Annotated in this window: 1 protein-coding gene and 1 pseudogene; both read left to right on the forward strand. The window is 64.7% G+C overall.

The genetic code is table 11. From position 1 onward, the window contains the following. Positions 1-456 precede the first annotated feature (456 nt). Positions 457-1,638: a substrate-binding domain-containing protein gene (locus tag IQK56_RS29305; protein WP_122309860.1), complete on the forward strand. Its 1,182-nt coding sequence runs from the start codon at positions 457-459 to the stop codon at positions 1,636-1,638. Between the two features lie 184 nt (positions 1,639-1,822). Then, positions 1,823-14,337: pseudogene (locus IQK56_RS29310) on the forward strand (filamentous haemagglutinin family protein). Positions 14,338-14,559: the final 222 nt, after the last annotated feature.

Consider the following 14,559-nt stretch of genomic DNA (forward strand, 5'->3'; position numbering starts at 1 on the left):
TTGTCTGGAAAAACGGGGGCGGCTTGATGGGGCTCTGGCGCCAGCCCAGCGCGGGGCAAGCCCGCTCACCACAGAAGCCCCCTCCCACATTGGACCTTGTCTGTTCAGTTGATTTTGGGGCGGGCCGATCTTGCCAGCCCCAACCTCGGGTTCCTCATTCCGTCACATCCAGGCCTCTCGTCACAGCCCGTGGCGCCTTGACGAAACCCACGCTGAAACCTCGCCGTCATGTGCCGCCAAACCGCTCAAAATCATGACCGAAACACCCGAGAATCTTTTTAAAATCAAGTGGTTCCTCCCGAGGTTTTTTCCTACATCTGTCATCGGAAACTGCGACTTTCTCTCCATGGTTTTCACCCCCGGCCACCCCCGCATCACGGCCTTGGGACCGAAGCCATGGCGTCATGCAAGAGCCATCTACCCCAAACGTACAAACACGACGAAAGGAGATTCTTCATGTTTAAGCGCAACGTTCTCGCGGTATCCATGACCCTCGCTGCACTGTGCTCGGCCCAGGCTGCAATGGCTGACATCAACGGCGGCGGCGCAACTCTGCCACAGCCGCTTTACCAGACCTCCGGCGTCCTCACCACTGGCTTCGCCGCCTACATCGGCGTGGGCAGCGGCAACGGCAAGTCGGCGTTCCTGAACAACGACTACACCAAGTTCGTGGCTGGCGTGACCAACAAGAACGTGCACTGGGCAGGCAGCGATTCCAAGCTGACGGCGGCCGAGCTGCTGGCTTACAAAACCAACAAACAACCGACCTGGGGCAAATTGATCCAGGCGCCTTCGGTGGCCACTTCGGTTGCCATTCCGTTCAACAAGGCCGGTGCCAACGCGGTTGATCTGAGCGTGAACCAACTGTGCGGCGTGTTTTCGGGCCGCTTGACCGACTGGAGCCAGATCACGGGTGCGGGTCGCACTGGCGCGATCAAAGTGATCTACCGCAGCGAGTCCAGCGGTACCACCGAACTGTTCACCCGCTTCCTGAACGCCAAGTGCGCTGAGACGCAACCGTTCGCCGTGACCACCACCTTTTCGTCCAGCTACGGTGCAGGCTTGCCTGCTGGCGCAGTGGCAGCCACCGGCAGCCAAGGCGTAATGACCGCCCTGAACGCGCAAGATGGCGCGATCACCTACATGAGCCCGGATTACGCGGCGACCACCCTGGCCGGTCTGGATGACGCCACCAAAGTGGCCAAGATTGGCGGTGTTTCGCCTGCGCCTGCCAACGTTTCCACCGCCATTGGCCAGATCCCTGCGCCAACCGAAGCCCGTGCTGATGGTTCGTTCATCGACGCGACCAACCAGGACAACTGGGTACCGGTGTTCGCGGCTACCGCCAGCGGCCCGGCGACTTTCGCTTACCCGTCCAGCGGCTACCCGATCCTGGGCTTCACTAACGTGATCTTCAGCCAGTGCTACGCCGACGCCACTCAGACCACCCAGGTCCGTGCGTTCTTCAACCGCCACTACGGCAACCTGATCAACAACGACACCGCCATCAACAACAACCGCTTCGTCCCGTTGCCAGCCAACTGGAAAAAAGCCGTGCGTGACACCTTCGCCACCGCTTCCAGCGCTCAAGGCATCGGTAACACCAGCGTCTGCAACGCCATCGGTCGTCCGCTGTAACCCAGGCTTTCAACGACCCGCAACACCGATCAGCAACGGCCCGTGCCGTTGCTGATTTTTTTTGCGCTAGCAGCCCTTTATGAACTTTGCATGACAGAAGTTCAGTCCCGCCACTCGCCAACCGCCTAACCCTCATACGTGAGCCTGTCTTGCTCCTGGCGATTACAAAGAAGGAAGATTCCCGATGGTCCGCTGCACACCCACGCTCAAGCTGAATGCCCAGGGCTCGCACGCCCAGACTGTGTTGCGCCTCAAGCCTCTGGCCCAGGTCATTGCCTTGTTGGTGGTGGCGGGCAATGCCCATGCGGCGACGGCGTTCAGCCCGGCCTGGTTCGCGGCCAAGGGGGCGACCCAGGCGACGACGGCGGCGCGGATCAATGCGGGGCAGATGCCGTCGGTGCCGACGCTGAACCAGCAGGCGCGGGTCAACCAGCAGTTGGCGCGCTCCATCAGCACGCTCAACACCACGGTCGCGGCCATTGCGGCGCAACAGGCGGCGCAGGCGGCCGGTCGGCAAGCGGCGTTCGGTCAGGTCTCGACGATTCCCGATGGCCTCGGCAAGGGCGGCCTGCAGGTGGATAACAGCCTGACCCAGGGCTGGACCAACGCCAAGGCACCGACCCAGACCCAGGCGGGTGGCAAGACCACGGTGAGCATTGAGCAGACCGCCGACAAGGCGATCCTCAATTGGGAGACCTTCAACGTCGGGCGCAACACCACCGTGGATTTCCAGCAGCAGTCGACCTGGGCGGTGCTCAATCGCGTCAATGACCCTGATTCACGACCCAGCGAGATCCAGGGCCAGATCAAGGGCGCCGGCACGGTGATGATCATGAACCGTAACGGCGTGGTCTTCAGCGGCACCAGCCAGGTCAATGTGCGCAACCTGGTGGCGGCGGCCGCGACGATCACGGATGACCAGTTCACCCAACGCGGCCTTTATGTCGACACCAATGGCACACAACCGACGTTCACCGACGCGGCGGGCAAGGTCGAGGTACAGCGCGGTGCGTTGATCCAGACCCACAACGCCGCCACCTCCACCGACGCGGGCGGCTATGCCTTGCTGCTCGGCAGCGAAGTGGAGAACGCCGGCACCCTCATCACCGCCAAGGGCCAGACCACCCTGGCCGCCGGCGACAGTTTTTACATCCGCAAAGGCGTGGGCACGGCGGGCAACGAGCGGTCCACCACCCGTGGCAATGAAGTCGCCGCCAGCCTGAAAACTGGCAGCACGGCGGGCACGGTGATCAACAACGGCCTGATCATGGCCTCTACCGGCGACGTCACCCTGACCGGGCACCAGGTGCAGCAAAACGGCGTGGCCCTGGCCAGCACCTCGGTGGACACCCGTGGCTCCATTCACTTGCTCAATTCGGCCAGCGACACCACGGGCAGCATCACCCTGGGCGAGGGCAGCACCACCGCGATCCTGCTGGACGCCAGCGCCAGCACCGCCCTCAACAGCCAGAAGGACAACGGCCTGATCAAGCTTGACGGCACGCCCGCCAACCTGATCGGTGGGCAGTTCAACCATCTCAGCGCCGTGGCCGACCGCACTGACCAGTCGCGCATCGAGATCGTCAGCGGCGGCACCGTGGACTTCCAGAAAGGCTCGATCACCCTCGCCACCGGCGGCCAGGTGGCGGTCAGTGCCGGTCAGCGCAGCCTGGTGCGCGATGGCGCGATGATCGACGTGTCGGGCGCCGTGGGCGTCAAGGTGTCGATGGAAGCCAATAACATCAAGATCAACGTGCAGGGCAACGAACAGCGGGATGCGCCGGTCAACCGCGACAATGGGCAACTGATCAACAGCGACGTGTGGGTGGACTTGCGCGACCTGGTGTTTGTCCCGGCCGGTACCAATGGCTATGCCACCGACCGTTGGTACACCGCTGGCGGTCTGCTGGAAGTCGGCGGCTACCTTGGCACCCAGGGCCATTCGGTGGGTGAATGGATGGCCCAGGGCGGCACCGTGACGTTTACCGGCAAGGACGTGGTGACCCAGCAGGGCGCGCAGATCAACCTGTCGGGCGGCACGGTGGATGTGCAAGGCGGCTATATCCGGCAAACCTGGCTCAAGGGCCCGGATCGGCGCTTGTACGAGCTGTCCAAGGCGCCGGGTGACATCCTTTATTCGGGTATCTACAAGGGCTATGAAGACACCAGCGTTCGCTGGGGCCAGACCGAGTACTACTACAACCCGATGATTGCTCCGCAAGGCCGTAACGAGGCCGGTTATACCGTGGGGCGCGACGCCGGCAAGCTGGTGGTGAGCACCGCCAGCGCGGTGCTGGAAGGCCAGATGATCAGCGCGGTGTTCCAGGGTGATCGCCAGACCCAGGCGCCGAACATCAACCTCGACGGTTACCAGCAGTCCCAGAAGGCCATGGCCCAGCTTGCGCAGTTGATCATTGGCCAATACACGCCGATCTACAACAAGACCACCGGCACCTTGCGCTACGCCTTGGGGGCGAACGCCGACGAGGTGTCGCTCGACGGCAACCTGGAAAAAATCGCCGATGGCCTGGACCTCGCCACCGCGTTGCCCCAGGAGCGCCAGGGCAAGATCCTGCTCGACAGCGGGCAGCTCAGTGGCAACCCGTTGGGCGCAATCAAGGTCGCGGCCCGGCAGCAGGTGACGGTCAATGGCGCGCTCAGCGTGGCGGATGGAGGCGACATCACCCTGTTCGGGCCGAAGGTCGATATCAACGCCAACCTCACGGCCCTGGGTGGCAGCATCAATGCCGGCAACATCCTCAGCCAGGTCAACCCGCTCAAGGCCGGTGCGGTCGAGGACACGACCCTGGCCGGGGGTTCGAGCGTGAATGTCGCGGCCGGCGTCAAGCTCGATGCCCGTGGTCGCTGGAACAACCTGCTGCTTGACCCGTCCAACAGCACCGGCGTGGCGTATGTCAATGGCGGCAAGGTCTCGTTGCGCAGCTCGAACAACGTCAACCTGGCGGCCGGCAGCGAGGTGGATGCGTCCTCCGGCGCGACTCTTGGTGTAGACGGCAAACTCACCGGCGGCAAGGGCGGCAGCGTGACGCTGGGTGCGCTCGGTGCCCTGGCCCTGGATGGCGAGGTGCGCGGCTACGGCGTGAACGGCGGCGGTACCCTGGCGTTGCAGGCACGCAAGGTGCAGATCGGCGACAGCGCGGGTGCGGTGGACAGCGACACCCTGCAACTGGCCGGCGACTTTTTCAAAAAGGGTTTCTCGGCCTACGACATTACGGGCAACGAAGGGCTGATCGTCACCGACGGCACCCAAGTGGATGTCAGCGTGCCGACCTATCGCTTGGGCGCGCAAGCGTCCACGCTGCCGACGGGCAGCGATCCCGTCACGGCCCTGGAGCAATGGACGCCGCCGCTGTACCAGGAGGACGCCACCAAGGGCGTGCTGACCCAGCGCCGAGGCGCCGGCTTGAGCCTCACCGCCGGCACGGTCTTCGCCAGCGCTGCGCAGATGGCGAGCACAGCACTGACGGTGGGCCACGGCGCGGTGATCAACGTCGACCCCGGCCAAGCCATCCAGCTGCGCAGCATTGGGCAATTGACCCTCGACGGTACGCTCAATGCCTGGGGCGGCAGCGTCACCTTGGGCGGCGTGACCACTGGCGCCTCGGAGGCGGTGAACGCCATCGGCCATGACCGCTCGATCCGAATTGGCGAACAGGCGTTGATCGACGTGGCGGCGCGTGCGGCCACGGCGGTGGACTACCGCGGGCGCACCTACGGCGTGGTACGCGACGGCGGCACGATCAGTATTGGCGGCACCCTGGACCTGAACACCGGCCTGACCACGGCCAGCGACTTGTTCGTGGTGGTGCGCGACGGTGCCCGCCTGGACGCGTCCGGCAGCCAGGCCTTGCTGAATATTCCAGGGCAGGGCGTGGTGCCGGTCGCGAGCAATGGCGGCAGCATCAGCCTGGCTTCGAACAATGGCCTGTACCTGGACGGCAGCCTGGTCGCCAACGCCGGTGGTGTTGCGCGGCGGGCGGCAGTCTCAACCTGGTGCTGGAGAGCCCGTATTACCAGAAAGCCGGGCTTACCGATCGAGTGCTCAAGGTCCGTGACCTGGTCGTGAGCCAGGTGCATCAACCGACGGCGCTGGGCGACAGCCTGGAGTACGGGCATGGCCGCCTGGGCGTGGATCAAGTCACTGCCGGCGGCTTCGATAACCTCGCGTTGCTGAGCAATGGCCTGCTGAGCTTTGACGGCGATGTGAGCCTGGACATGGGCCAGAGCCTGCGCCTTTACAGCCGTGGTTATGGGCTCAGTGAAAACGCCCCGGGCAATGCGCGTATCAACCTCAAGGCACCGCACCTGTTGCTGGCGGGCTACCTCGCGCCGCCCGAGACCGGCAAGGATTTGTACGTGCGCCCGGTACCGGTGTTGCCGGCGCCGTCCCAGCGCGCAACCGAGGCGCAGTTCAATGCCGACGGCGACCTGGTGGAAGTGCGCGGCAACGTGATATTCGGTAATCGCAGCAGCCTGTACAGCGCCGACAATAGCCTGGCGAGCCTTGAGCGCCGTGGCTTCGACCAGGTCAACCTGACCAGCCAGGGCGATCTGCGCTTTCTGGTCGGCGCCTCCGCAAACGACATCATCACCGGGGTCAGTACCCAGTTGCTGACCCAGGGCGACATGACCCTGCGGGCGGCGCAGGTGTACCCAGGCTCGGACGTCAGTGCCCGAGTGATCGCTGGCTACCTTGGCGAATCAACGACGCTGAATCTGGGCCTGGACTTTGATCCGTTGCGCACATTGACGATTGGCCGCGTCGGCAGCACGGACGCGCCCCTGCCGTATTCGGCATTCGGGCGCCTGCAACTGGGCGCTGCCACCGTCAAGCAAGGCGGCGTGGTGCGTGCGCCCCTGGGCTTGATCGATATCGGCAGCATGGGCAGCAGCCTGGTGCAATTGCTGCCGGGCAGCGTCACCTCGGTGAGCGGCAAGGGGCTGGTATTGCCCTATGGCGGTACGCTGGACGGGCAGGTCTACACCTACAACGGCAAGACCGTGACATTCCTTGGCCAGGGCGGACTGGCCAATACCAACAGCGACTTGAGCGTCGGCGTCATCCTGGGCGGCCAGTCGGTTGCGGTGCAGTCGGATGCCATCCTGGACCTCTCGGGCGGTGGCGAGCTGCTCGGCGCCGGTTTTGTTTCCGGGCGCGGCGGCTCCACGGATGCGCGTTACAACCCGCTGGTGCAATTTGGCGCCAACGGCGGGTTTGTGCTGCCGGGGCTGTCCACCAACCCGATCTACGCCATTGTGCCGGGCGTGCAACCCGGCGCGCGCCGGCGGCCGCCGAGGGCGGTGCCGTGGCGCCGCTGGTTGGCCAGCAGGTGACTATTGGCGCGGGTGTGCCGGGGTTGCCGGCGGGCACCTACACCTTGATGCCATCGACATATGCCTTGATGCCCGGCGCCTTTCGCGTGGAGATCAATGGCCTGGCGGGGCTCGGCAGCGACGCCGCGACCACCTTGATGCGCAATGGCTCGTGGTCGACGGCCGGGCAGCTGTCGATCGCCCACACCGGGATCCGCAACAGCATCGCCAGCCAGTTGATCCTGACCTCGGCGGACACCCTGCGCCGTTATTCCCAATACAACGAAACCAGTTACGCCCAGTTCGCCAAAGCCGACGCGGCCAGGTTAGGCGTGCCGCGCCCGCTGCTGGAAGTCGACGCCAAGACCCTGAAACTGGCACTGCGCCCCGGCCAGGGCGCGGATGCATTCTCCTTCGAGGGTATCGGACGTTTTGATGCCGCGACGGGCGGATATGGCGGTACGGTCGCGGTGTTGGACCCGAGTCGCCTGGGTATCGAAGTGGTCGCCGCTGACGCCTCGGCGACCGCCGGATTTTCCGGCATTACCCTTAAAGCCGACACCCTCAATGCCATCGGTGCCTCAAGGCTGATGGTGGGTGGCTTGACTGCGGTGGAGTATGGCCAGTCGGGTAACTTCATCGGCCTGGCATCGGGTGTGAATGCCGCCAATAGCAATGTGACCCTGCGTGCGGGCGCCACGCTGGCCGCGCCCGAAGTGTTCCTGGTGAGCAACACCGGCGCCATCGTGGTCGAGCAGGGCGCCTCGATCAATACCCTGGGGCAGGGCGCCGCCAGCTACGATGCCCGCGATGGTTTTATCTACCAGGTTGCCAATATGCTCGCGGTGTCCAACGGGTTGCTCAACGTGGTCGGTGCCGTCCAGCCCGCTGGCGTGATCAGCGGTGGTATCAACGTGGGCGCCTGTGGCAGTAGCGCATGCTCGGGCCAGACCGGGTTGTATTCCGATGGCAGCATCGTGGCCCTGACCGACAGCAGCTTCCAACTCGGCGACCAGGTGCGCTATGGCACCCGTCACCTCAACCTGGGCGTGAGCACCATCAACCTGGGCAGCGTCGAAGCCCTCGCCGCCGCAGCCGCCGCCAACCGCTTGCCAGCCGGCCTGACTCTTAACCAGGCGCTGCTCGACCGCCTGCTGCGCGGCGATACGCAACTAGGCGCACCGGCCCTGGAGACCCTGCAGTTGTCGGCGCGTGACGGTTTTAACTTCTATGGCAGCACCAGCCTCGACACCTATGACCCGCTAACCGGCAAGTCGCTGCTGAGCAACCTGATGCTGTCCACCCCGGCCATGTACGGCGCCGGTGGTGCCAGCGATGTGGCGACCATTCACACCGCCAACCTGATCTGGCTGGGCGCGACCAACGCACCCGGCGCGGTGGTGACGGGCGGCGCAGGCACCGGCAGTGGACGCCTGGATATCAATGCCGAACGCATCGAGTTTGGCTACGGCGACTTTGGTCAACCGAGCAACGTGAAAAGCTTCGATCGCCTGGCCCTGGGCTTTGCCAACGTCAACCTCAATGCCAGCGAGCGCATCACCGCCAACCACAAGGGCAGCCTGTCGGTGTACCAGCGCCAGGGCGCCTATGACCCGGTCAGCGGCTTCCAGTACAGCGGCGGCAACCTGACCATCCGCACCCCGCTGATGACCGGTGAGGCCGGTTCGGTGAACACGATCAAGGCCGGCGGTGCGATCGATATCGGCGCTTCGGCAGGCCCCCGTGGCAGCGCCAGCGGCCAGGGCGCGACGCTGTCCCTGCAAGGCGACAGCATTCGTGTGGCCAGTGCGGTGGTGTTGCCCAGCGGCAAAGTCAGCCTCAGTGCGCGGGGCGATGTGCTGTTGACCGATGACGCGCTGATCGATGTGGCCGGTCGTGGGATCACCTTCAACGATGTGACCCAATACGGTTGGGGCGGCGACGTCCTGCTCGACAGCCGCAGCGGCAATATCCTGCAGGCGGCGGGCTCGACCATCGACCTGTCCGCCAAGCACAACCAGGCCGGCAAGTTGCGGGCAGTGGCGACGGATGCGGCAGGCGGCATCGTCGATTTGCAAGGCAAGATCCTCGGCAGCAGCAGTGGTTATTACAACGCCGGTGGCACCGCGTTGCCGCAGACGGCCGGTACCGTGGAGATCCAGGCGCAGCGCCTGGGCAGCAGCGGCGCCCTGGACCAGCAGTTTGCCGACCTCAATCAACGCCTGAACCAGGGCGAGGTGTTCGGCGCGCGCAGCTTCCAGCTCAAGCAGGGCGACCTGACCATCGGCAACGGGCTCAAGGCCGGCACTGTCAGCGTGTCCGTGGACAACGGCAGCCTGCGCGTGACCGGCCTGGTGGACGCCAGCGGTGAACGCGTGGGCAGCATCAACCTGGCCGGCAAAAACGGCCTGACCCTGGACAGCACCGCAGTGCTCGACGCCCACGGCAGCAAGCTGCGGGTGGACAGCTACGGCAAGATCATCGACTCGCCGAACCGCGCCATGGTGGTGCTGGGCTCCGGCAGCGGCCAACTGACCCTCGCCGATGGCGTGCGCATCGACCTGCGCCACGGTACCGGCGCGGCTGTCGGCAATGACGGACGTAATCGCGGTACTTTGGAACTGAACGCACCCCGGTTGGGCGGCAATGACGTGGCAATCGACGCCAGCGGACGCCTGACCATTCAGGGCGCGCGCTCGATCACCCTCAACGGCATGGCGACCTACGACGATGCACCGCAGAAAAACGATCCGACCGCCAGTGGCAGGCCGTATCAGGAGATCACCCAGGATTATCTGGATAAGAAGCACCAACTGGCCGTTGATTTCATCGATGCTGCCTTGCTCAACACACACCTGACGCAAAACAAACTCGCTGGCTTGAACAACGCCACCTACGCCGACGCCTTCCACCTGCGCCCCGGTGTGGAAATCGTCAGCAAGACCCCTGACGGCGACCTGGTGGTGCAGGGCGACCTGGACTTGTCCGGTTATCGCTACGCCAGCCTCAATCCCACTAGCCAGAAGGACAACACGGTCTACGGCTCCGGTGAGTCCGGCAGCCTGACCCTGCGCGCCGGCGGCGACCTGAATATCTACGGCAGCATCAACGATGGTTTCGCCAAACCGCCGCTGTCCGAGGACGACAAGGGTTGGGTGCTGCTGCCCGGTGTGGACTTCAGCGGCGGTACCATCGTGGTGCCGGGCAACGGCGTGACCCTGGCGGACGGCACGGCCTTCCCGGCAGGCAGTACGCTGAACTACGACCTGCCGATCAAGGGCCTGACGGTCGCGCCGGCACCCGTTTGCCGGTGGCCGCGACATTGGGCCAGGACGTGGTGCTGCCGGCGGGCAGTGTATTGGCGGCTGATGTGCGCGATGCCGGGGGCAACCTGTTGTTCGCCGCCGGTACGTTGCTCGGTGAGGCGCAGACCCTGGTGGCGGGCACCCAACTGGGCGCCGGGACACTGTTGACCCAAGGCACCCGCCTGCAAGACATGATCTGGCCCAAAGGTGTGCCGCTGCCGACGGTGCACGGTGCGAGCCTGGCCAACAACAGTGTGCAGCTGAGTGGCAGCAAGGCCCTGCCGAAGGGCGCGCTGATCCCCGCCGGCACCGATGTGAAGTTGCCCAACGGGGCGGACTCGGTGCAGTTGCGGGTCGGCGTATCCGGCGACGCCGGCCAGGTGTGGGCCATCTCGCCGATGCTGGCCGAAGGCACCCAGTCGTGGTCGTTGCGCCTGGTGGCCGGTGCCGACACCGAGGCGGCGGACAGCCGTTTGCTGCAAGCCCATCCGCGCAGCGGTGATATTCACCTGGCGGACAATCACTACGGCATGTATGCCAAGGAATTGCCGAGCAAGGGCGTCCAGACCTGGACCGCCGCAGCGGTGGCGGTGCTGAGCGAGGCCGGGCTGGACATCAAAGAGGGCGACCCTATCGACCAGCAATTGCTCAATGACTTGAGCCTGGGGTCGATTGAAGATTTCTGTGCCGGCGCGCCGGAGTATTGCGCGATCAAAGTCACCTACGTGTGGACGCAGCAAGCGGCCGATGACCTGTTGAACCAGTCCGGCGTGATTATTCCCGTGGGGGCGGTGATCACCAATGAGTTCCTCGCCAGCCTGCAATTGCCGACGGTGGAAGAGGTGTGCGCCATTGCTCCCGAGTATTGTGCGGCCCAGAGCAAGACCGAATACGGGGCGACGCCTTCGAGTACACGCTTCAGTGTGATCCGCACCGGCAGCGGCGACCTGGAACTGTTGAGCGCGGGCAGCTTGAGCATGGATTCGCTGTACGGCGTGTACACCGCGGGCACGTCATCGACTGGCACGTTCGCCGGCGATCCTTACAACCTGCCCAAGGCGCAGCCGTCCGGCACCGTACTGAACGATCCAGGCAGCTACTTCGAACAGTTCGTCAACGGCTCACCCACCAGTCGCTACCGGGCCTGGTACCCGGAAGCGGGGGGCAATGTGACCCTGAATGTCGGCGGTGACCTGACCGGCAATATCACCAGCACCACGGCCAGCCGGACGCGCCCCAACCCTCAGGATGCCGGGGTGGACTCGGCGGCGGTCGGCAACTGGCTGTGGCGCCAGGGCAGTGGTGATGTCGCCACGGGCGGGCAAGCTCAACCTACCGCGTGGTGGATCAATTTTGGCAGTTACACCGCGACCACCGCGGCAGACAAAATGCTCGGTTTCACTGGCTTCGGCGCCCTCGGCGGCGGCAATCTGGACGTGAACGTCGGCGGCAACGCCGGGGTGCTGGATACCTTGGGTTACGACCTCAATGGCACCGGGGCCAACCCCCATAGCCAGGGCCTGGTCCTGGCTGTCGGCAGCACGGGCCGGATTGCCAGCGATGGCAGCCAGCAGTTGACCGGCGGCGGCGATTTGCGCGTACGCATCGGTGGCGCACTGAACCCGGCCAGCGTGGCCGCGACGGCGGATCATCGTGATGGTGTGCTGGTCAACCTGCGCGGCGATGTGCAGTTGCGCAGTACCAGCGTGGGCAGCGTCGACTTGCTGTATGGCAGCATCGCCCCCACCCAAAGCCCTGGCGAAACCCGTGCGTTCGACCCCCAGGTGGCCACGCGAAGCGTTGCCCGTGGCGGCATGACCCTGGTGCCCGGTGACGCCACCTTTAACCTGCAAACCCTGGGTGACCTGGTGGTGCAGAACGTCGAAGATCCGGGCCGGGTACAGCTCTCGCACGTATCACCCTTTGTGCAAGCCGAGAAACCCGGCAGCGGTTCAAGCTGGTTTACGCTGTGGACCAAAGACACGGCGATTGATCTGTTTTCACTGGGCGGCAACCTGACACCGTTCAGCCGCTCCGAGGCGACGGCCGACCTGGCGGTGGTCTACCCGTCCATTCTCAGGGCGACCGCAGCGGGCGGCAGCCTGTATTACGGTAAAGCCGCACAGGCGCAGACCAACGGTGACAACACCTACAGCTACCCCTTGCTGCTGGCGCCTGGCGAGAACGGTCAGTTGCAGTTCCTCGCCCAGGACTCGATCTACGCCGGCGGCATGCCCGTCAGCCAGTCCGGCACGGCGAACAGCGCGATGGCGACGCCGTGGAATCCTGCCTATCAAGGCCGGGTTGGCAACGCGGTGGTCGCCAGTAACCTGTCGATCACGGGTAACGCAAGCAACCTGGCGTTGTTCGCATTCGGGGCCGGCACCACGGCGGCTTCATCCTCAGGCAGTGCTGAACCCGCACGGTTTTATGCGATGGACGGCGACCTGATCGGGGTAAGCAGCGGTCGGATCATCACCTTCCAGAAGAGCGCCGGGGCAGTGCATGAAGGTGAGACCTGGTATGAAGGAAATGGCGCGGTACGGATGATGGCCGGGCGGGATATCGTCAGCAGTGGCCGTACCTTTGGCACCGATGGTTTTGCTGTGGCGGCGCCAAGCGACAATCTGTTCATTCACCAAAACACCAACGACATCTCCATCGTGTCTGCGGGTCGCGACATTCTCTACAGCAACTTCCAAGTGGCCGGCCCTGGCCTGCTGGAAGTGTCGGCCGGGCGCAACATCCTGCTGACAGGCACGGGCGGCGAGCACAGCGTGACCAGCCTCGGTGCGGTGTTGCCGGGTGACAACCGCCCTGGCGCGAGCATCGTCATGCAGGCGGGTGTCGGCGCCAGCGGGCCGGATTACCAGCGGTTCATCGAAACCTACCTGAACCCGCTCAACCAGGCACAAACGGGCGAGTCCTTGCTGGGCGGCAAGGTGGCCAAGACCTACGAGGACGAACTGGCCACCTGGCTGGCCGAGCGCTTCGGTTTTGCCGGCGACAGCGCGCAGGCCCGCGCTTACTACGCCGCATTGCCCGCCGAGCAACAACGGGTGTTCGCCCGTGATGTGTATTTCGCTGAACTCAAGGCTGCCGGCCGCGAGTACAACCAGGACGGCGGCGTGCGCGAGGGCAGTTACCTGCGCGGTCGTGCGGCGATTGCGGCGTTGTTCCCGGCCAAGGACGTGGCCGGCAACCCGATCACTTACCAGGGCGACATCACCCTGTTCAACGGCTCCGGCGTGCACACCAATGCCGGCGGCTCGATCCAGATGCTCACCCCCGGCGGCGGCCAGACCTTCGGCATCGAAGCGCGGCGCCACCGGCCACGGCGGGTGTGATCACCCAGGGTGCCGGTGACATTCAGCTGTATTCCATGGGCAGCATCCTGCTGGGGCAGAGCCGCATCATGACCACCTTTGGTGGCTCGATCATGGGCTGGACCGCCGAGGGTGACATCAACGCCGGTCGTGGCTCCAAGACCACCGTGGTGTATACGCCACCCAAGCGCGTCTATGACAACTGGGGCAACGTGGGCCTGTCGCCGTCGGTGCCGAGTACCGGCGCGGGGATCGCCACGCTGAACCCCATCCCGGAAGTGCCGGCAGGGGACATCGACCTGATCGCGCCGTTGGGCACCATCGATGCGGGCGAGGCGGGGATTCGGGTGTCGGGTAACGTCAACATCGCGGCCTTGCGGGTGGTTAACGCGGCGAATATCCAGACCCAGGGCAAGTCGTCCGGGGTGCCCGTTACGGCCTCCGTCAACACTGGGGCCATGAGCTCGGCCAGCGCCGCGGGGGCGGCGGCGTCCCAGGCGGCAGAAGACGCGGCGCGCAGTCAGCAGGCGGCGGCGAAGCAGGGCAGGGCTTCGATTGTGACGGTGGAGGTGTTGAGTTTTGGTTCGGAGCCTGTGCAGCGGGGGCCTGAAGACGGGCAGAAAACGTCGGGGTATAACCCGAACAGCCCGGTGCAGGTGTTGGGTGCGGGGCCGTTGAGTGAACAGGCGCGGGCGCGGTTGACGGATGAGGAGCGCAAGCAGATTTCGTTGTAGGTGGGTTTGAAGGGCCTCTCGTTGGACTTTTGGGGTGATCTTTGATTGCCCCGTTTTTTTGGTGGGTATTGAGTACATATCCGTTGGTTAGGTAACGGCGGCTCACTTTTGGAAGACCGGAATCCCGGCCATCGTGGTTGACGGGGCGATTCCCGATCAAAAGCAAGAGCGCGGCGGCCTTAGGGCCGACCGGTGTTGTGTCGGATGTACTGGGTTAAAAAT

It is taken from the genome of Pseudomonas cyclaminis (genome assembly GCF_015163715.1).
GTDB classification, from domain to species: domain Bacteria; phylum Pseudomonadota; class Gammaproteobacteria; order Pseudomonadales; family Pseudomonadaceae; genus Aquipseudomonas; species Aquipseudomonas cyclaminis.

Bases quoted from the DNA above. Each gene is read 5' to 3' on its own strand.
- IQK56_RS29305 (WP_122309860.1), top strand. From the start codon at position 457: ATGTTTAAGCGCAACGTTCTCGCGGTATCCATGACCCTCGCTGCACTG.